Raw genomic sequence first — 18,938 nt, forward strand, 5'->3', positions numbered from 1 at the left:
CAAATATGTAACATTGCACTCCGATTTGCAAGGTTAATGAGAATTGAAATTTTAATCAATCAGTATTTAACTTTCGCACTGAAAGAAGTATGTCTTCTGACAGTAATCGGTATTCTATTGGTGAGAGCTTCTGACTCTCCCGATAAATATCGGGACAGGAGGTGCGCAAAGAATTAAATAAATAGGGCTCCCGATAGCTATCGGGATTCAGTTGGTTAGAGCTTCTGACTCTCCCGATAAATATCGGGACAGGAGGTTATAAAAAAATAGATAAATAGGGCTCCCGATAGCTATCGGGATTCAGTTGGTTAGAGCTTCTGACTCTCCCGATAAATATCGGGACAGGAGGTCCCATAAAAGGATAAATTAGTAGGGCCTATAGCTCAGTTGGTTAGAGCTTCTGACTCATAATCAGGAGGTCCCTGGTTCGAGCCCAGGTGGGCCCACAAAGGCTGGATAAATTCCAGCCTTTTTTTCATTTTAATTTTTTTGAATATGACTACACATTTCTATATACTTCGTAGTGAAAAATTGAATAGATACTATTCAGGTATTACGACCCTTGATCCAAATGAAAGACTGAAGAATCACCTAGTGAAATTGTACTCGAAGGATAATTTTACACAGAAGTCAGATGATTGGATTATTTTTCTTTCAATCGCTTGCCAAGATTATAGTCAAGCAAGAAAGCTAGAGCTTCATGTCAAGCGAATGAAGTCTTCAAAGTACATCGAAAACATGAAAAGATATCCAGAGATGATTGATAAACTATTGGAAAGATTTAAGAGCTTCTGACTCCCCTCCCGAAAGCTTTCGGGACATCGGGGCAGGAGGTCCCTGTTCCGATAGCTATCGGAAGAGCCCAGGTGGGCCCACAAAGGCTGGATAAATTCCAGCCTTTTTTTCATTCTGATTTTTTGGATGATGACAACATACTTCGCAGTAAAAGATTGGATAGATACTATTCAAGAATTGCAACTTTAGATCCTGATGAGAGACTAATTAATCATCTAGAAAAGCTTTATTCAAAACACAATTTTACCTAGACTGCAGATGATTGGGAAATAATACAAGTTACCCTTTAATTTTGGAAAATTTTATACATACAACCTATGTGAAGGTAAGGAATGGAGTTTTTATAGCAATGCCCTAAAAGCAAATGATATAATAGCAGGTGTCAAATGTTAGGAATATCAAATTTATAAACACTAATAATTATTGAGTAAACATAGAGTAAAATCTCTAGGCATCAACTATGTTGTAAGGTTTTGTTGTATATTTAAAACACATTTTAAAGCCATTTCACATAAATATGAAGAGAAATTTGTTGAGATTTTTAATGGTATTTATGATTTTGACAGCTCAATCCTGTCTTGAAAAGGATGACTGCCATCGTGTAATCAAGCTGGTGAATAATTCCATAGGAGATATCTGGATAGCAGAATCTGGTAGTCAGTATAATGGACTTAATTGTCAACAAATCCCTGGACTTATTTCGGCGGGAGAAAGCTATGATCTAGAAATGAGAGTATGCTGGGAAGATAGAATCAATAGAACATATCAAGGAGCCGTGGTTTTTTATTTTTTTGATGAAAGCTTTAAGGATAATTTTCCTGACTGTGACTCAATTAGATTTAATCAAAGTGTCATAGAAAGAAGGACTTACACTGTTGAAGATTTAAATGCTTTGAATTGGGTGGTGACTTATCAATAAATAGTTGTAAAATTGAAAATAAGTGGGAGATTTCTTCAAAATAGCTTTTTATGATGGAGGTTTAGATCCTACAAGTAGTTCAGCAAGAAAATCTGCATGGAGGGATATTGATCCAACAAGAAAAGAGTCTCCTACCAATAATGCATGGAACATTGATAAGGGCCTATTGACAGGAGATTTAAGACAAATAGTTTCTAAGTTAACTTGGGAACTACCTCAAACTCTAATAGGTAACCTTGGTTCACATGGGTTAAATATTGCAGGTTTTGTGAACGAGGTTAATCATTTCAAGGGGGCTACTGTATTGGATACCAATTTGAGCGGTGGAGCATTTTCATTGGGCTCGTATCTTATTGGGCCGAATGGATTCAAACCTGATTTTAGAGATCATTTATTTGTTCATGAATTTGGGCACTATTTGCAAAGTCAAAGAATGGGACCTCTTTACCTGCCATTTGTTGCATTGCCAAGTGTTACTGATTTCTATTTGGTAGACAAGTTGTTCAAAGTCAATTTGCATAGCACAAGATGGAACGAGGCAAATGCAAGTAAATTAGCAGCAAATTATTTTGATGGAAAATTTGGAACAGGGGCAAGTGGGTATTTCTCAGGAAGTGAAAATCATTTTGATAGAAACTCGTTTGTCAATGATAGAACAAGTAGCCCTTATCGAAATCCGAGAAATGAAGGTTTTAATACTAGAGGTAATCCAATAAAAAGTCGTTTTCACTGGTCAGATGTACCAATTAATATGTTATTTAATGGAGGATTAGGTCTTTTTGGATTTTTGTTTAACAAATAAATTTAATAGCTATGAAAAAATATGTGTTTCCACTTTCTCTTATCTCAATAATTTTCTTATGTGCTGGTTGTCCTGAAAGTTTTATTGAACCTGACTCTAAGCTAATTATCATGAATAATTCTGATAAAAAAATCATTTTTTTTGATCAGTTTAATTCACCAAAAGATACATTATTATCCAATTTCCCTTTTAGTTTAACTCTTGAAAATACAAATTCCAGAATAATAGAGCCTAACAGTTCAGCAACATTCCCAGGTTCCTATAAAGGAATTTTAAATGATTATCAAGATGATATTTTGATGCTCTATTTATTTTCTAGTGACACGATAGAACAAGTATCTTGGGAAAGGATAGTTGACGAATATTTGATCTTGAGAAGGTATGATCTCACGTTGGAAGATTTAGAAGACGTGAACTGGACAATAACCTATCCTTAAAATCCTCTTTCCCAAAAAAAGCAGTTTAGTTAATAGAGTATTTAGCGATTAAGGTAAATACATAAACTTAAGCGATGAAAAAACCAACCCTGCTGTAATGGCTGTATTGATGGGACTTACAGGAGGTAATCCCACTGGTTTTGGAGTAGATGGAGGGATGGCAGCAAGGATAGCAAATACAGGTTCTGAAACAGGAAGCCTTGCAGGTATACTAAGTAAAAGGGATAGCAATAATGATGCTCCTCCTGCTTACTTGAGTTACCTTTTCTTTGATACTGAAATGAACTACAAGTATGGTGGGTTTGTCCAGATGTCTCAAGAAGCTCGGGAAGATGGTACAATGAAAAGTCATGAAAGATTATCTCAAGAAGTAGTGGCAGATGAGCCTGGGTATTACTATATTTATCCACCGCGGCGGACAAGCTCTATCCAACGATTCCAATACTGGATCGGAAGCGTTCTTTGATGATTTCACCATTATGACTTCGGAGTCATATATAGTGCAGCAAAAGGCAGCCGCACAACCTGGCTCAAAGACTCTCGTCTTTGCCCTCCTTATGGCTTGATTGCCAGAAACAATATTAGGACTGGTGATAAAGTAACCAAGGAACTTTTCCAAGGCAAGACTTATGAAGAACTCACAGGTTGGTATGATTTTCATGCACGGCAGTATAGCCTGTCCCGATAGCATGGCAAATCGGGAATTCGGCACTAGGAAGGTGGTTTGGAGTAGATCCGCAGGATCAGTTTAGTTCTCCATATCTGGCTATGGGCAATAATCCGGTGATGATGGAGGATCCTGATGGGGAAGTGGCTATTTTAATTGCTGCTGCCGTCGGAGCTTTAATTAGTAGTGTTTCATATACAGCAAATGTTGCATTTAGCAAAGGTGGTTTTGAAAATTGGAATTGGGGACAATTAGGGAAATCTGCGGCTATTGGTGCAGTTTCGGGTGTTCTGTCTGCTGGTATTGGTTCAGCTTTTGGAGGAGTAGGTGGAACTGCAGGTAATTTTTGGGGGCAAAGCATTACATGAAGTCGGCAGAGCTGTTACACATGGCTATTCTAACATGATGATTGGAGCTGCATTTGGACAAACACCGAGCTTATCTTCATTTGCATCTGGTAGTCTCGGATCCCTTGTAGGATCAGCTACTCATAATCTTGGAGCAGTTGGCCAAATAGCTGGCTCTTCATTGATGGGAGGGATTGGTGCGGAACTCAGTGGAGGTGATTTTTGGAGGGGTGCCGCAGTTGGGGCTACAGTTTCAAGCTTGAATCATTTGGCACATAGAGTTCAAAACGATCAATGGGAGACGAAAGGGAAATATGAAAAAAGTGGTAAATACATAGGTCAACATAGGGTAATAAAGCAGAAAAATGGCTATACGGCATATGCTGATAAAAAAGGTTCATTTTTTACAATTGGTCCTGATGGTCAAAATGTTGATCAGGAATATGGAATGTTTTCATATTTCCCAGGGGGTAAAAATTTCAAAAATACACATGTGGGACAATCTAAATTAGGAATTTATATAAGGGAACACTTTGTAAATCATTTGGATAACGTTTTATGGTTTTTTGGGCCAAAGATGCCATATGGAACCATGCCAGGCCAACCTTATTTTGGACCAGGACTACCACTTGAAAATCCAAATAATTCAAATATAAACTTATGAAAGATATAATTGATACTACGTTTAAATTAACACCTAAAGGAATACATTTATTAAGGAATAAGTATACCTATCACATGATTGCATATAAAGATGTTGAAAGTGCATATTTGAGTAAAGGGAAATCGGTTAAAAATTGGATTGTCATAATCGTATTTGGAGGGATATTTCTAACTCTCTCAGTTTTTCTTTTATATCATTTACTAAATAGTCTATTAGTTAGTGATAAGACAGTAAGGTTTTACAATGTTTTTGGACATGGTCTGATTGCTGTAATGATATTGGGAGTGGCTGGTATAGTTTCGATTTATAGTTCATTAAAGACAGTGCCAATAATTCAGATATTAACAAATAAAAGTAGTTATAAACTAAGAGTTTATCGTAATAAAAAGAAAGTTAACGAAGTTTTGAGTGTTTTAAGTTCATATGGAGTTGATGTAGAAAGAGGAAATTTTCAACATTAAGATTTTCCATTAACCACTGAAAATACAATTCATTGAAGCAACTAGAGAGGATGGGACCTCCCAATCCCATGAAAGATTACCCAAGGTGTTTGTAGCAGATTAGTTAGGGTTTTACTATATTTATACACCACAGCGGACAAGCTCTATCCAACGATTCCAATACTGGATCGGAAGCGTTCTTTGATGATTTCACGATTATGACTTCGGAGTCATATATAGTGCAGCAAATAGATTACTATCCTTATGGCTTGATTGCCAGAAACAATATTAGGACTGGTGATAAAGTTACCAAGGAACTTTTCCAGGGCAAGACTTATGAAGATCTTACAGGTTGGTATGATTTTCATGCACGGCAGTATGACGCTGCGTTAGGCAGATGGTTTGGAGTGGATCCTCAGGATCAGTTTAGTTCACCTTACCTGGCGATGGGGAATAAGCCGGTGATGATGGTGGATCCGGATGGGGAGTTGGCTTGGTTCGTGCCGATTATTATTGGTGCTGTAATGAACCTTAGTGTTAATGCGGCACAGGGTAATGTAAATAATTTTTGGCAGGGGTTAGGTTACGCAGCAGTTGGCGCAGCTGCTGGGGCATTAGGGGGTGGCTTGTCGGCGGTGATAAGTTCAGCAATAGGCGGATCTGGATTTAGTGCAGGTTTTTCTGCTGCGTTTTCAGGAAGTGCAGGTTTAACTGGATCTGGATTGACCGCAGCATCATCTAGCTTTTTCACAGGTGCTGCAATTGGAGCGGGTGCAGGTGCAGGAGCAGGTTTTACAACTGGATTTGGAAATAGTTTGTTGGGAGGTCAAAGTATTGGACGTGCTTTTGGCCAAGGTATAAGTTCAGGATTAGTTGGAGGTGCCAGTGGGGGCTTATTGGGTGGAGTACTAGGTGGTATTTCTGCAACAAATGCGGATAGGAGTTTTTGGTCAGGAAAAATGACAGCAGGAAATCAAACCATGAAATATAGTTTATTGCCAGATATTAAAATTCCAAAGCCAACCTTACCAAACAAAACAGGGTCTTTACAGCAAAAAATTATTAATGTACAGCCAAGACTAACATTAAATGAAATTGTTGTTACAGCTAGTTATTACGACAGGGCTCTAGCATTTGAAGGGATTCCTTATTTATTTGGGGGAATGACATGTGCGGGGTTAGATTGTTCTGGATTGGTAAATAGATCAACAGGTAATTCTAATAGAGTATGGTCAACAGGAATGGGAGATCCTCCAGGGAATTGGCAAAAAATCCAATATAATACTGGTTCTCATGAATCGTTTATCCAAAGTGCTCAAAAAGGAGATTTGTTCGTTTGGAAAGGAAAACATACTGCATTTTCGGGTGGCGGCCAAAATCTATTTCACGCAAGAAGAGCAGGGACATTAGTTGGAGCAACCAACGATTTAGGGTGGTGGCTAAGGAATCATGGTATACCTCTTATATACAGACAGATATTTAAATAGTACATTCAAAAATGAAAAACAAATCAAAATATTATTGGAATATATTAATCAATGCTAATGTTTTTGCTTGGTTAGTTTCTTGTGAACAAAGTGTGAAATCGTCTAATGAGATAAATATAAAAGATATTTATTTTAACCAATTAGAGGAAAAAAGGGAATTTAAAAATATTTCAAAAGAGGATACATTAGTATTTAGCAATAGTATAAACCAACAAAAACAGCAATTAAAATATGAACAAATTATTATACCTTTAAATCTTAATTCAGGCGTCCCCTTTTTGAATGATGTAAATATTTATGGATATATTATTGAAGGTTTCGATGTAGATGAATCAGGCTTGTTTTATTTTTTGGTAAATTCAGAAGTGCAATCAGGAAATTCGTCAATATTAGCCTGTTTTGAAAAAAACAAACTTGTATATAAAAAAAACATCACTCAATTTGGTGGAAATTCTATTAATATAGTTGGTGATAGACTATATGTGTTTGATCCAAATTATAAAAGAAATAATTTGTTTGTTCTTGATATCAAAACAGGTGAAATTATTGAAAAATATCCAAATATAATTGAAAACTCTATTAGCAACTATATTTTGACAGATACTGCTTTAATTGCAAGTACATTTAATTTGGAAGAAAGAATTTCCATTGATACAGAACATGCATTTCTTCATTTTGATTTGAAGGGGAACTTAATTGGGAAAGTTGATAACTTATATGGACTTGATAAATTATTTCTTCCTGAAGAAAAACAGTATTTGGGGGTTTGGGATGATAACTTAGTTTTTTGGGATTTTGATTATACAATAAATAAGCATATATTTTCTATCTTCGATATAAGTTTAAACTGGATGGGAAAATTAATAGTAAGTTCTGATGAAGTTGGTGAAGATATTTATGGATTGGAAGGTTTTCCGCAAGAACACAGGAAGTTGCTGGAAGGCAAGGTGTATATGTTAAACAGAAAAGATAAAAATGCCGTTATAACGATTTTACCTCTTGATTCTAACTTTTTGAAATAGCAATGAATCCTCGTGCAACAACAAGCTTTGGCGCATTTTCGGTAAATTGGTCAAGTGGAGACATTGGTTATTTGGGAAAAAAAGGAATAGTAAACTTGAGAATTTGGGTTATGGTCTAGGAGCATTGGTAAATATATCAGATATTTTAGCTGGTTTTAAGCCTGGAGAAGTCTCTTTAAGGACTGAAATGATCCTAACTATTCTAAATCGTTAGATGCACATGGAAACCCTATTCCGCATAAAGATTTAATGGGGCATTCGCAAATAACAGACTTGCAAGGGAAACCCATAATTGATTGGGAGCCAACAGAAAGAGTGGGTGGCTTTGGAGATTGGGTTCAAGGAACCAACTCTTATGAACGTGGAGTTTCAATCCCAGCTAGTAAGATGAAATGGAATTCTATTACAATAAAAGGCGTAAATACATCTAGAACAGATAAATTTTCTAATATGTTAAATCAAGGCAATGGGAAATATAATTTAGCAGTAAATAGCTGTGTATCTATGACTTCCAGAGCTTTAAATGTGTCAGGTGTTTTTAATGTTGGTATTCTCCCGTACCTTTTACATGAACAGATGTATTTGCGTGGTTTTGGAGTAAGCCCATATCTATTTTCACATCATCTTTATTGATTTTCAAATGAGAATTTTAATAATTTTATTTATTATGTTGCTTCCTTTCACAAGCAAAGGCCAAATAGAAATAGACTCTCTCTCTGTTTATAAATACTTTGAGAAGAAAGGGTATACTACAGCAGGTGTTGCCTCTCAGTTTAGAGATTTTGAACAGAAAGAGATGGAGCCGATAGAGATGACACCTATCGAAATAAACCAAATAAATCAAATACTTAAATTAGCGAAAATAAAAAAGCATCGGCAGACAAAGTTTGGGATTGCTCCTCTTTTCTGCAAGGCTGTGATAGGTGAGAAAAAAATAGACTTTATAATAGGAAAAAATATAATTGTAGATTTGACAAATTATCAAAACTATTTAATAAAGAATGAGGAAGATCGGTTGTGGTTGGAAGCCTTGATCGAGAAAATACGGGGGATTAGATAAGGTTTTAAGTCAAATTCCAATCTAAGTTTGGCAATGAAGTTTAGAAATTCATTTGGTTGAAAATGGCCAGATTTTTAGTGGTTTTTCCAAGTAAGTGCCGCTGATTTAGGGAGACTATCTACATCTGGGTGAAGATTAGAAGAGAGGCTAGGGTTAGTTTGTATCTACTCCTACTTAATTTTTTGGAATTTGCAATTCCAGTTTGCAGGAACTATTTTCAAATATTGGAGAATCCTTTCAGATAAGAGATCAAAAAATGCCCTTTTTCCTCACTTTCCCCCGCCCGCTTATCTGAACTATCTTTTCTTCGATGGGGAGATGAGTAACATGTATGGTGGTTTTCCGCCACGACTGACAAGTGCCCAGATGTCTCAAGAAGCTCGGGAAGATGGTACAATGAAAAGTCATGAAAGATTATCTCAAGAAGTAGTGGCAGATGAGCCTGGGTATTACTATATTTATCCACCGCGGCGGACAAGCTCTATCCAACGATTCCAATACTGGATCGGAAGCGTTCTTTGATGATTTCACCATTATGACTTCGGAGTCATATATAGTGCAGCAAAAGGCAGCCGCACAACCTGGCTCAAAGACTCTCGTCTTTGCCCTCCTTATGGCTTGATTGCCAGAAACAATATTAGGACTGGTGATAAAATGACCAAGGAGTTATTTCAAGAGGGCTGAGCGTTAAGAAACAGTTCTGAGAACTGTTTTAGCGAAGAGCCAGCTTGCGAGAAGGACATGAAGAACTCACAGGATGGTATGATTTCCATGCTAGACAGTATGACGCTGCTTTAGGAAGGTGGTTTGGATTAGATCCTCAGGATCAATTTGCATCTCCGTATCTCGCAATGGGGAATAATCCAGTGATGGGAATTGATCCTGATGGGGAGTTTGTTTTTCTAATTCCACAAATTGGATGGAGTAAGCAGGGAGGTTTAAGTTTGGGAATAGAAGTTGGAATTGGAATACCAGGTTTAAAAAGTGTATAAGTAACTGGAGGATATAACTTTAAGTCAGGTACTGGATATTGGTCTGCTTAAGCTTTTGCCGCTGGCTTCTATGTTGGATATGGTTCAGAGGGTGGATTCGCAGGCTGGGGATATAGATATTCAGGATTTAATGCAGGAGTTGGTTATGGAAGTGAAGATGGACTCAACATTGGAATAGGTTATGGTTTAACACATAACAATTTCAATAGTTCTTTGGGATTAGGCTGGAGTCAAAATGGCGGATTTGATTTTAATTCAAGTGTAGGATATACTAAGATGATAGAGAAGCCTGATATAAATAAAATTACAGAATATAATTTAAAAGATGCTTCATCAGAAGGTCTTAAACAACGTGGAGGATTTGATTGTCTAATCTGTGCAGTTGACTATTTTGATAGCCGTTCATATGATGAAATTTTGAGAGAGATTGGAAATTCTTATAATCCAGAAACTGGTACAAATACTATGGAAGCACTTGAGAAGTTGTATGGTAAAAACAAAGTTAGTGCCTATAGTGAATTAAATCCTGTTTCGATAGGGAGGCAGATGGAATTAGGAAATCTATCTATAGTTGCACAAAATAGAAATCATGCCATAGTCCCAATTAAAATTGAAATATTCTGAAAGACTTATCGGTTCAGTAGTCCAAAGACTGCATTTAGTTTAAAATATATGGATCCGAAAACTGAAAGGATGCCAACAACAAGAAAATTTAGATCATATAAAAGTCCAACATTTTTAATTAAAAGAAATTAATGAAAGCTTATATCATCAAATCCCTTGTATTTCTTCTAATAATTATTCATCATACTTCCTTTTCTCAGGTGAGGAATTTTGATTTGAGTAAAATAGATGCCAAGAGTAAACGAATTGCAAGAAAGGAATATATCAAATGTGTAGGTGAAGATTTTAACGAGTGGATTTTTGCAAGAATAGATTCTAAAAAACTCGATTTTTTAACTGTAGCATCGTTTGAATTTTCCGATAGAATTTTAAGCTATAAGGAGGGGATTCCTTTAGAAGATTATTTGAAACCAATGAAAAAGCCAACTTTATCAGATATTTATGTCTTTCAAAAAGGAGAATATGAGGGAGTGATGAGTTTGATTGATAAAATTTACAATCCTGATATAAAATATTATTGTAATTACACAGATTCAAAAGATTTTACAAATGAGTTTGATTATCATACGGGGATGTATAAGGCACTTGAAGTTTTAAAAAAACATAATTTTTCATTTCTATTTTCTGTAAAATACATTAGAAATTGTATTTGGTTTATAGAGAATGAAAAAGTTTGGTTACTAAATCTTGAGAATATGAAAATTTATGAACCAGATTTATTTATTAGTGAGTTTTGTACTATTGAAACTTTGCAACAAAATGTTTTAGGAAAATTTGAAAGGTATTGTTATTGAATCAATTTAATTTGGTTTATATGTTGAAATAATAAAAATAGTTGAAAGGAAAATTCATTTCATTGGATTTGTCTATATGAGACTATGATAAAAGCTTCATATCTGGGTGAAGATTAGAAGAGGAGCTAGTAGTAGATTGTATCTACCCCTTACCTTTTACATGCACAGATGTATTTGCGTGGTTTTGGAGTAAGCCCATATCTATTTTCACATCATCTTTATTGATTTTCAAATGAGAACTTTAATAATTTTATTTATTATGTTGCTTCCTTTCACAAGCAAAAGCCAAATAGAAATAGACTCTCTCTCTTTTTATAAATACTTTGAGAAGAAAGGGAATACTACCGCCGGTATTACCTCTCAGTTTAGAAATTTTGAACAGAAAGAGATGGAGCTGATAGAGATGACACCCTTCGAAATAAACCAAATAAATCAAATACTTAAACTAGCGAAAATAAAAAAGCATCCAGATACTAATAATTATTGAGTAAACATGGAGTAAAATCTCTAGGCATCAACTATGTTGTAAGGTTTTGTTGTATATTTAAAACACATTTAAAAGCCATTTCACATAAATATGAAGAGAAATTTGTTGAGATTTTTAATGGTATTTATGATTTTGACAGCTCAATCCTGTCTTGAAAAGGATGATTGCCATCGTGTAATCAAGCTGGTGAATAATTCCATAGGAGATATCTGGATAGCAGAATCTGGTAGTCAGTATAATGGACTTAATTGTCAACAAATCCCTGGACTTATTTCGGCGGGAGAAAGTTATGATCTTGAAATAAGAAGCTGTTGGGAAGACCAGATAAATAATGGGTATCAAGGGGCGGTGGTTTTTTATTTCTTTGATGAAAGCTTCAAAGATAATTTTCCTGATTGTGATCCAGTTAAATTTAATCAGAGTGCCATAGAAAAGAGGACTTACACTGTTGAAGATTTAAATGAGTTGAACTGGGTGGTGACTTATCAATAAATAGTTGTAAAATTGAAAATAAGTGGGAGATTTCTTCAAAACAGCTTTTTATGATGGAGGTTTAGATCCTACAAGTAGTTCAGCAAGAAAATCTGCATGGAGGGATATTGATCCAACAAGAAAAGAGTCTCCTACCAATAATGCATGGAACATTGATAAGGGCCTATTGACAGGAGATTTAAGACAAATAGTTTCTAAGTTAACTTGGGAACTACCTCAAACTCTAATAGGTAACCTTGGTTCACATGGGTTAAATATAGCAGGTTTTGTGAACGAGGTTAATCATTTTGAGGGGGTGACTGTATTGGATACCAATTTGAGCGGTGGAGCATTTTTATTGGGTTCTTATCTTGTTGAATCTAATATAGTGAATCTGGAAATACTAGCTATATCATTCAATTTTGTCCATAAAATAACTACGATAATCGCCCATGCATATAAAACCCCAGTTGATAAAAGTGAGATAGAGGTGAAATAAAGATCAATATTTTGAAGTAAAGGTAGTCCAAAATATGTTTTGGGAGTAATGATTTCAATTCCTTCAAAATTAAAGATAGTCATACTTTTTTTGTAAATAAAAAGCAAAGGGATGGTTATCAACAATAAATAGTTCTTTCGTCTTATTGCCAAAACAATAATAGCAATGAGAGATAAAACTATAGCGGCAAGGGCAAAGATAATTTGAGAAACGTTATTCCTAACGTCAGGAATATCGAAGCTTGACCTCGCTGAATAAAAAGTATTGATGACGTCAACATCATTTGGCTCAAAACGATGTAGAGTCATTTTTCCATTTTGTTCAAATACACTAATAGAATATGAGAATTTGCGATTATCCTTAAAAGTAACCCAATATTTTAAGAGATATTCTGATTTTCCCTCATTTTTATAGGTCAATTGAGCGCTTCTTAGCTCTATTTTATGTTCCAGTCCTCTCCAAATCACAGCTTTAGCCATGAGGTTGTCGATATATTCTTGAGGAACGCTTTGATCGAAGTAAGTTTGATAAAAATCCACCATTGGATAAGTGTTTATGGATGCTTCAATTACTTCTTGAGAGAATTGGTTGATCTCTTCGGGGATACTGTTTTTAATTGAAAAAGAAGATAAGAAAAAACCAATTATTAAAAACCAAATAAGTTTGATCATAGGAAGGGTGTTTATGGATATATTCTTAATTAATTTTGATAAAAATCCGTTTTTATACAAGTAGGCGTATTTCATTCAAATGTTAGATTACTTCGGTATCATTATCAACTGAAAACTTATCAATCTAGGCGGATTCCATATCAATTATTATCTGGATCTTGAAAATCCCTAATATGACTTGGTTACTGGAATTTTGCGGATATACATTTTCATTTCATACAATAAGGTTGTAGTTTTAATTGTTGGCTTTATTTATACTGATTATACGTTTTTTTACCAGTAACTTCAATTCATTGGCTCAACAGGTTGTTAATGGTCAATATCCATAAGTATCCAATATCAATTTATATCGGAAGTTAGATAAATCTGAATTTTGTAATGTCATTGGCAAAGTTCCGTATATCCATATTGTCATTTTTCAATAGATTTTCTAATGTTGATTTTAAACCTCTTATTGATTAAAAATAAAGAAAGGGTAGAAGGGAAGTGATCTAAACTATCCTCAATTCATTTGTTATTATTCGTTTATTATTTTTTTTCTAATTGTAAAAGCAACTTTTGCTCTCTGTAAATACTGTAAATGATGATTCCAATGATAAAAGTAATTGATAAAGATCCCGAGAACACTATGTAAATATAGAATCCGTACGAAAAAATAGCTTGAAAATATGGCAAAAGCAAATAAAATCCATAAATGTAAGTTAAGACACAGATTGGGGTGGCCACATAGTTGATAATTAATTTATTTTTATAGAATTTTTTCAAATAGGCCTGATATGATTTTTGAGTCATGGAAATCAACTTCTGCTCTTTATAATACACAGTGTATATCTCTAGTAAGATTCTCAAAGAAAGACTAGAAATCATAAGAACAAGTCCTGAATTAAAACTATTCCATTCAAGGAAGGCGTGGTAGAAAGTATAGATGATAAGGATGATTATTGTAAAAGACATGATGCTAATACTAGTATATTGCCTATTTCTGATCTTATTTGCTTTCTTAATTATATCATTTGGCTGCAAGATTAAATCTTCGTTCGTCTGCATTAACCAAATATCTTTTAATTTATCTTTTTCCATTTTTTATACATTTTAAAAGTGATTGTCGAATGCGACTTAATCTGGTTCGTAATGTTCCTTGAGCTAAACCTACTGTCTCTGCAATAGTTGATTGTGAAACTTCTTCAAGTTCTAATAAGATCAAAGCTTTGTTTTGCTCATTTAGTTGATTGATACATTCAAACATCGTATTGATTTTTTTTTCATCATTTTCATCAGTATCTTCAATGGGTATGTCAATCATGTGTACATTCTCACTTGTAATGATTTGCTTAGACTTACGTAGATTTCCCAGACATACGTTGACAGCAATTCTATAAATCCAAGTATCAACAGATGACTTACCTTCAAATGATTTTCTATGAGTCCAAACTTTTATAAAAGTTTCTTGAAGCCACTCATTCGCTAAATCCTTGTTTCCAGACGCATATCCTAGACATAATCTCTGTACTTTAGGAGCTGCGTGATAATAAATTCTTGTAAATTCTTCTTCTGTGATCATTGATTTGATAGTATCAAAAGGGTTTGTTCTATAAACCAATCAGGCTTATCTAACATTATAAAATGTCCACTCTCTTCCGCAATAATCAAATTGTAATCTTTCATATTAGCATATTGATTTTTGTAGGTTTGATGGACTATTTCCTTACCATATGGCTCTGATGCTGCAATAATATTCACAGGAACTGAGACTTTTTTTAAATCCTCTCTGAGATCTAATTTCAAATAATCGGTATATCCGTAAACATAAGTTTTTCTGTCAGTTTCGAGTATCCAGTTTTTAATTTTTTCTTGCTCCGACACTTTTAGGCTCAAGTTTTTTGACATTGCTGTAGCAGTTTGCTCAAACATTGAATCATCCAAAGTCAATAATTGATTATTGTAGGAACTTTCATACATAAGTGTCTCTGGATCAAAATTAGGAAACATTAGAGCTCCTGAGGCAGGAAGTGCATCTATCAGAATGATTTGAGATATATCCAATTCTTCTTGGGTCGCTAGCCATGTGGCTACTGTACCACCCAAACTATGTCCAATTAAAGTAACTTTTTCTAAATTATTATTTAAGATATAAGCTTTAAGTGACTCATTTACTTTTGGTAGCCATGGAAATTCTACGGGCTCTTTACCTCCAAAACCTGCCAGGGTTACAATATGGCATTCGTACTTACTTTCAAGTTTTTCTACTAGCGGATACCATATGTTTCCCGGCACTGTAAAACCAGGAATCAACAGGATAGGATCTCCTTCTCCTTTTACTTCTACATGTATGGCTTGGCTATTGATTTTGGCTTGAATTGAAAAGCTTACAGCAATTGAAACAAATAATACAATAATCTTTTTCATGAGTTTTTTGATTTGATTTCACTTTAGATGAGGAAACCAAAAAAATGTTACATAATCAGGTGAAAAAAAATAGGTAAATGTATGTAAATGCATCTTATCCTGATTGTACCAGACTCTAGGATTTAAATTCAAAAAAAAAGACAGCTGATCCTAGTGATCAACTGTCTTTTGAACTAGGTTAAAAACCTATAATTATCTTCTGCTAGCAGAATCAAACAAGCCAATATTTGATAGGTTAAGACCTAAACCAAATGAATCTCTATCTCCATCTCTAGACTCAGATTCGCTCATGATGTTAAGGCCGATACCACCTATTAGAGTTGTTTGAGAAGCTGACTCACCTCTGTTTCGCGAACCTAAAAGTCCACCTAACAATCCACCATTTACTTCTCTTAGTTCTTCGGAATTCATTTCTTGGAATTTCATAATAATTAAATTTTGTTAGTTAGTTTCCTACTCTATTAAAGGTTTTCGGATAGCCCTTTTTTATGCTAGCATGAAAACAATTACGAGGTAGTAAATAGTGATGGATTATATCAAAAGTAAATTTTTTTAAATTTTTTATCGGAAAAATTCATATTTGTTAATTTATGTCTGGTTTTTGGTATGTATTTAATTTAATTAAATCTTTTTCACCAGATCCCTTTTCAAAATAATAGCATCAAAATTTAATATAGAAATGTTTTAAATCAATATAACTTGAAGGCTTTTTGCGCCATGAGCGCCTATGACGAGAGATTGTTCAATGTCGGCTGTTTTGGAAGGACCTGCGACAAAAAGTCCAAAACCAGACTGCTGATCTCCTATAACATCATAGGCCTCGTGCATGAAAGGTACAAGGGCATTTTTGGACAAGACAATAACCAAATGCTCCGTGATAAAAGGAAGTGCTCTAAGCCCCATGTTTTCGTCAGTTAACCAAATGGCTCCATTTTCAGCTACACCAAGCTGCCCTTGAATGATAGCCAGCTGCAAGTTGTCCAACTCATGTGCGCTGCTAGGAAGCGATCGTGTATTATAAGCATCAAATCCAGCAGAGAGAGCAATGATCTCAGTGATTCCATTAGATGCAATAAAATTACCTAATTGAGTTTGACTGATCACTGCGCCTTTATTATTTGAGATGGCAATCGAAAAATTATCTGCCAAGTTTCCCGAAAATTCAAACCGAGGAATCTCTGGTAACTCCTTTGATTCTAAAGGGATTTCTTTGATGCTTGCTATAATAGATGCTTTACTACTCATGCCTTGTTTTTCTTATACCAGTTTTTGAATGTTTCTTGAGGTACTTCAGGAAGTTCTCTTTGTTTTCCCCAAGCATTGATGCCAGAATAGGCGATGCTATTTGGGAGTATTTTTAAGGCACCTCTAAGTAATGCCCCACTCATTTGATATGCAAATGGCACAGAGAAAACACCATTTGCAATTTGCATGGACAATTTTTTAATATTGAGACCTTGGCTTTTGGCGATCTCTTGTCGCCACTCATATAGCTGCTCATGAATATTGATCTTCACAGGGCAGACGTCTGAGCATGACCCACAAAGGGTAGAAGCAAAGGGCAAAGTGCTGTGTTTTTTGATGTCAAGACCAGGGGAAAGAATCGATCCTATAGGACCAGGTACAACTGAGCCATAGCTATATCCTCCACTCCTTCTGTAGATGGGGCATGTATTCATACAAGCACCACAGCGTATACATTTCAGGGAGTTCTTGAATTTTTCTCTTGCCAATTGCTTTGTACGACCATTGTCTACCAATACGACATGAAGCTCTTTGCCAGGACTTGGTGAGCGAAAATGCGAATTGTAATTGGTGATCGGCTGACCTGTAGCTGACCGAGCTAAAAGTCTGAGAAAAACACCTAAGTCCTTTCTTCGTGGAATAATTTTCTCAATTCCCATACAGGCGATATGTACATCAGCCAAATGTACACCCATGTCAGCATTGCCTTCGTTGGTGCAAACAACAAACTCACCAGTTTCGGCCACTGCGAAATTTACACCTGTGATAGCAACTTTAGCTGCCAAAAACTTCTCTCTCAAATGTGTTCTTGCCGCGTGAGTTAAGTACTCGGGGTCTTCATTTCCTTTTTCAGTTTGTAGTTTTTCGTGGAAAAGATCAGAAATTTCTCCTTTCTTTAGGTGAATTGCTGGCAGAACAATGTGGCTTGGTGGCTGATGCAGAAGCTGGACAATACGCTCTCCCAGATCAGTGTCTACCACATCTACACCATGTTTTTCCAAAAATGGATTGAGGTGACATTCTTCTGTTAATATTGACTTGCTTTTGACTATTGCTTTACATTTATGCTTTTGGAGAATTCTCAAGACGATTTGATTGTGTTCTTCTGCATCTTTTGCCCAATGTACATGGATGTGATTGGCTTTGGCTTTTTCTTCAAAAGCCAACAAGTATTTGTCTAAGTTAGCAAGTACATTGTCTTTGATTTGCGAAGCTGTATCCCGCAGTTTTTCCCACTCAGGAATACCCTTACTGCTGTTGTCTCTTTTGTCTCTAACAAACCATAAGGTCTCATCATGCCATTTGGCTTTGTCAGGATCTTTCAAAAACTCAGATGCTTTGACTGGGTGACTCATTGGATGGCTTTGTTTAAAATTTCTGCAATATGCATGAATTTCAGAGGGTTTTTGTTTCTTCTTGCTATCCCTTCAAGGTGCATGATGCAAGACATGTCTCCTCCGGTGAGAATTTCTACTCCACTTGTGAGGTGATCATCCAGTCTATCTTTGCCCATTTGAACGGATAGGGCTTCCTCTGTGACAGCGAAGGTGCCACCAAAGCCGCAGCATTCATCTTGCCTTCGAAGCGGTATCCATTCCAACCCTTCGATATGGTCTAGAAGGGATTTTGCTTTGCTAAAATAGGGTTCGTTTCGTTCCGAACAGCTCCCTAACCTTAGACCTCTGTGACCATGGCAAGATGCATGAAATCCGACTTTATGAGGAAAGTGACCTTTTAGCATTTTGATTTGCAAAATGTCGGTGATAAACTCAGTTAGTTCAAAGATTTTTTTCTTGATGCCTTGTTGTTCTTTCCCTTTTTCTGGAATCTCTGGAGTGTGTTCTTTTATATGGAGTACGCAGCTTCCAGAAGGAGCGACGATATAATCATAGCTTTCAAAGGTTTTTAGAAAATGCTTGGTGGTATCCATGGTGTCATGCTCATAACCAGCATTAGCCATGGGCTGCCCACAACATGTCTGCTCGATTGGATAGCTTACTTCACAACCCAGTTTTTCCAATAATTCTAAAGTAGCAATGCCTACTTTAGGATAAAACTGATCCACATAACATGGTATAAAGAGCGCTATTTTTTTTCTGGAAGACATTT

General features: G+C 35.5%; 25 protein-coding genes and 1 tRNA gene. 18 read left to right on the forward strand and 8 right to left on the reverse strand.

What is annotated here, in order from left to right; translation table 11 throughout:
* Positions 1-372 precede the first annotated feature (372 nt).
* From MM214_RS08120 to MM214_RS08205, 18 genes are all read left to right on the forward strand, one after another.
* Positions 373-446, forward strand: a tRNA-Ile gene (locus MM214_RS08120).
* A gap of 49 nt (positions 447-495) precedes the next feature.
* Entirely contained in the window at positions 496-795 is a 300-nt protein-coding gene (locus MM214_RS08125) for a GIY-YIG nuclease family protein (protein WP_241294196.1), read from the forward strand.
* A gap of 517 nt (positions 796-1,312) precedes the next feature.
* Positions 1,313-1,714 carry a hypothetical protein gene (locus MM214_RS08130; protein ID WP_241294198.1) on the forward strand — a complete coding sequence of 134 codons (402 nt, stop codon included), beginning with the start codon at positions 1,313-1,315 and terminating at the stop codon, positions 1,712-1,714.
* 22 nt (positions 1,715-1,736) lie between these two features.
* Complete coding sequence (locus MM214_RS08135; protein WP_241294200.1) at positions 1,737-2,516, forward strand: hypothetical protein; 780 nt, start codon at positions 1,737-1,739, stop codon at positions 2,514-2,516.
* An 11-nt stretch (positions 2,517-2,527) separates the two neighbouring features.
* Complete coding sequence (locus MM214_RS08140; protein ID WP_241294202.1) at positions 2,528-2,953, forward strand: hypothetical protein; 426 nt, start codon at positions 2,528-2,530, stop codon at positions 2,951-2,953.
* Between the two features lie 97 nt (positions 2,954-3,050).
* Positions 3,051-3,419, forward strand: a complete 369-nt coding sequence (locus MM214_RS08145) for a hypothetical protein (protein ID WP_241294204.1) — start codon at positions 3,051-3,053, stop codon at positions 3,417-3,419.
* 302 nt (positions 3,420-3,721) lie between these two features.
* Positions 3,722-3,988 (forward strand): hypothetical protein, encoded by a 267-nt coding sequence (locus MM214_RS08150; protein ID WP_241294206.1) that lies wholly within the window; start codon positions 3,722-3,724, stop codon positions 3,986-3,988.
* A 34-nt stretch (positions 3,989-4,022) separates the two neighbouring features.
* A complete protein-coding gene (locus MM214_RS08155; protein ID WP_241294208.1) occupies positions 4,023-4,631 on the forward strand; it encodes a hypothetical protein in 609 nt (202 codons plus the stop codon).
* A complete protein-coding gene (locus tag MM214_RS08160; RefSeq protein ID WP_241294210.1) occupies positions 4,628-5,092 on the forward strand; it encodes a hypothetical protein in 465 nt (154 codons plus the stop codon). The genes MM214_RS08155 and MM214_RS08160 overlap by 4 nt, the downstream gene beginning before the upstream one ends.
* A gap of 197 nt (positions 5,093-5,289) precedes the next feature.
* On the forward strand, positions 5,290-6,558 hold the full coding sequence (locus tag MM214_RS08165) for an RHS repeat-associated core domain-containing protein (protein WP_241294212.1): 1,269 nt from the start codon (positions 5,290-5,292) through the stop codon (positions 6,556-6,558).
* 11 nt (positions 6,559-6,569) lie between these two features.
* On the forward strand, positions 6,570-7,580 hold the full coding sequence (locus MM214_RS08170; RefSeq protein WP_241294214.1) for a hypothetical protein: 1,011 nt from the start codon (positions 6,570-6,572) through the stop codon (positions 7,578-7,580).
* A 249-nt stretch (positions 7,581-7,829) separates the two neighbouring features.
* Positions 7,830-8,213: a hypothetical protein gene (locus MM214_RS08175; protein ID WP_241294216.1), complete on the forward strand. Its 384-nt coding sequence runs from the start codon at positions 7,830-7,832 to the stop codon at positions 8,211-8,213.
* A gap of 7 nt (positions 8,214-8,220) precedes the next feature.
* On the forward strand, positions 8,221-8,640 hold the full coding sequence (locus MM214_RS08180; RefSeq protein WP_241294218.1) for a hypothetical protein: 420 nt from the start codon (positions 8,221-8,223) through the stop codon (positions 8,638-8,640).
* A 189-nt stretch (positions 8,641-8,829) separates the two neighbouring features.
* Complete coding sequence (locus MM214_RS08185) at positions 8,830-9,162, forward strand: hypothetical protein (RefSeq protein ID WP_241294220.1); 333 nt, start codon at positions 8,830-8,832, stop codon at positions 9,160-9,162.
* Positions 9,163-9,368: 206 nt separating this feature from the next.
* Positions 9,369-9,632 (forward strand): RHS repeat domain-containing protein, encoded by a 264-nt coding sequence (locus MM214_RS08190; protein ID WP_241294222.1) that lies wholly within the window; start codon positions 9,369-9,371, stop codon positions 9,630-9,632.
* Between the two features lie 213 nt (positions 9,633-9,845).
* A complete protein-coding gene (locus tag MM214_RS08195; RefSeq protein ID WP_241294224.1) occupies positions 9,846-10,256 on the forward strand; it encodes a hypothetical protein in 411 nt (136 codons plus the stop codon).
* Positions 10,257-10,387: 131 nt separating this feature from the next.
* Entirely contained in the window at positions 10,388-11,050 is a 663-nt protein-coding gene (locus MM214_RS08200; protein WP_241294226.1) for a hypothetical protein, read from the forward strand.
* A gap of 577 nt (positions 11,051-11,627) precedes the next feature.
* Complete coding sequence (locus MM214_RS08205) at positions 11,628-12,029, forward strand: hypothetical protein (protein ID WP_241294228.1); 402 nt, start codon at positions 11,628-11,630, stop codon at positions 12,027-12,029.
* Between the two features lie 345 nt (positions 12,030-12,374).
* Here the strand turns inward: MM214_RS08205 and MM214_RS08210 are convergent, their stop codons facing one another.
* The 8 genes from MM214_RS08210 to MM214_RS08245 all read right to left on the reverse strand — a co-directional run bounded on the left by MM214_RS08210 (position 12,375) and on the right by MM214_RS08245 (position 18,936).
* A complete protein-coding gene (locus tag MM214_RS08210; protein ID WP_241294230.1) occupies positions 12,375-13,178 on the reverse strand; it encodes a hypothetical protein in 804 nt (267 codons plus the stop codon).
* 528 nt (positions 13,179-13,706) lie between these two features.
* Positions 13,707-14,258, reverse strand: a complete 552-nt coding sequence (locus tag MM214_RS08215; protein ID WP_241294232.1) for a hypothetical protein — start codon at positions 14,256-14,258, stop codon at positions 13,707-13,709.
* Positions 14,245-14,739 carry an RNA polymerase sigma factor gene (locus MM214_RS08220; protein ID WP_241294234.1) on the reverse strand — a complete coding sequence of 165 codons (495 nt, stop codon included), beginning with the start codon at positions 14,737-14,739 and terminating at the stop codon, positions 14,245-14,247. Before MM214_RS08220 ends, MM214_RS08215 begins: the two co-directional genes overlap by 14 nt.
* Positions 14,736-15,584, reverse strand: coding sequence for an alpha/beta fold hydrolase (locus MM214_RS08225; RefSeq protein ID WP_241294236.1), 849 nt, complete (start codon positions 15,582-15,584; stop codon positions 14,736-14,738). Before MM214_RS08225 ends, MM214_RS08220 begins: the two co-directional genes overlap by 4 nt.
* 192 nt (positions 15,585-15,776) lie before the next feature.
* On the reverse strand, positions 15,777-16,010 hold the full coding sequence (locus MM214_RS08230) for a hypothetical protein (protein WP_241294237.1): 234 nt from the start codon (positions 16,008-16,010) through the stop codon (positions 15,777-15,779).
* A 258-nt stretch (positions 16,011-16,268) separates the two neighbouring features.
* Complete coding sequence (locus MM214_RS08235) at positions 16,269-16,829, reverse strand: LutC/YkgG family protein (RefSeq protein WP_241294238.1); 561 nt, start codon at positions 16,827-16,829, stop codon at positions 16,269-16,271.
* Positions 16,826-18,184, reverse strand: a complete 1,359-nt coding sequence (locus MM214_RS08240) for a lactate utilization protein B (protein ID WP_241294240.1) — start codon at positions 18,182-18,184, stop codon at positions 16,826-16,828. Before MM214_RS08240 ends, MM214_RS08235 begins: the two co-directional genes overlap by 4 nt.
* Positions 18,181-18,936 carry a (Fe-S)-binding protein gene (locus tag MM214_RS08245; RefSeq protein WP_241294241.1) on the reverse strand — a complete coding sequence of 252 codons (756 nt, stop codon included), beginning with the start codon at positions 18,934-18,936 and terminating at the stop codon, positions 18,181-18,183. The genes MM214_RS08240 and MM214_RS08245 overlap by 4 nt, the downstream gene beginning before the upstream one ends.
* Between the last annotated feature and the right edge of the window lie 2 nt (positions 18,937-18,938).

Source organism: Belliella kenyensis (assembly GCF_022549675.1).
GTDB lineage: Bacteria > Bacteroidota > Bacteroidia > Cytophagales > Cyclobacteriaceae > Belliella > Belliella kenyensis.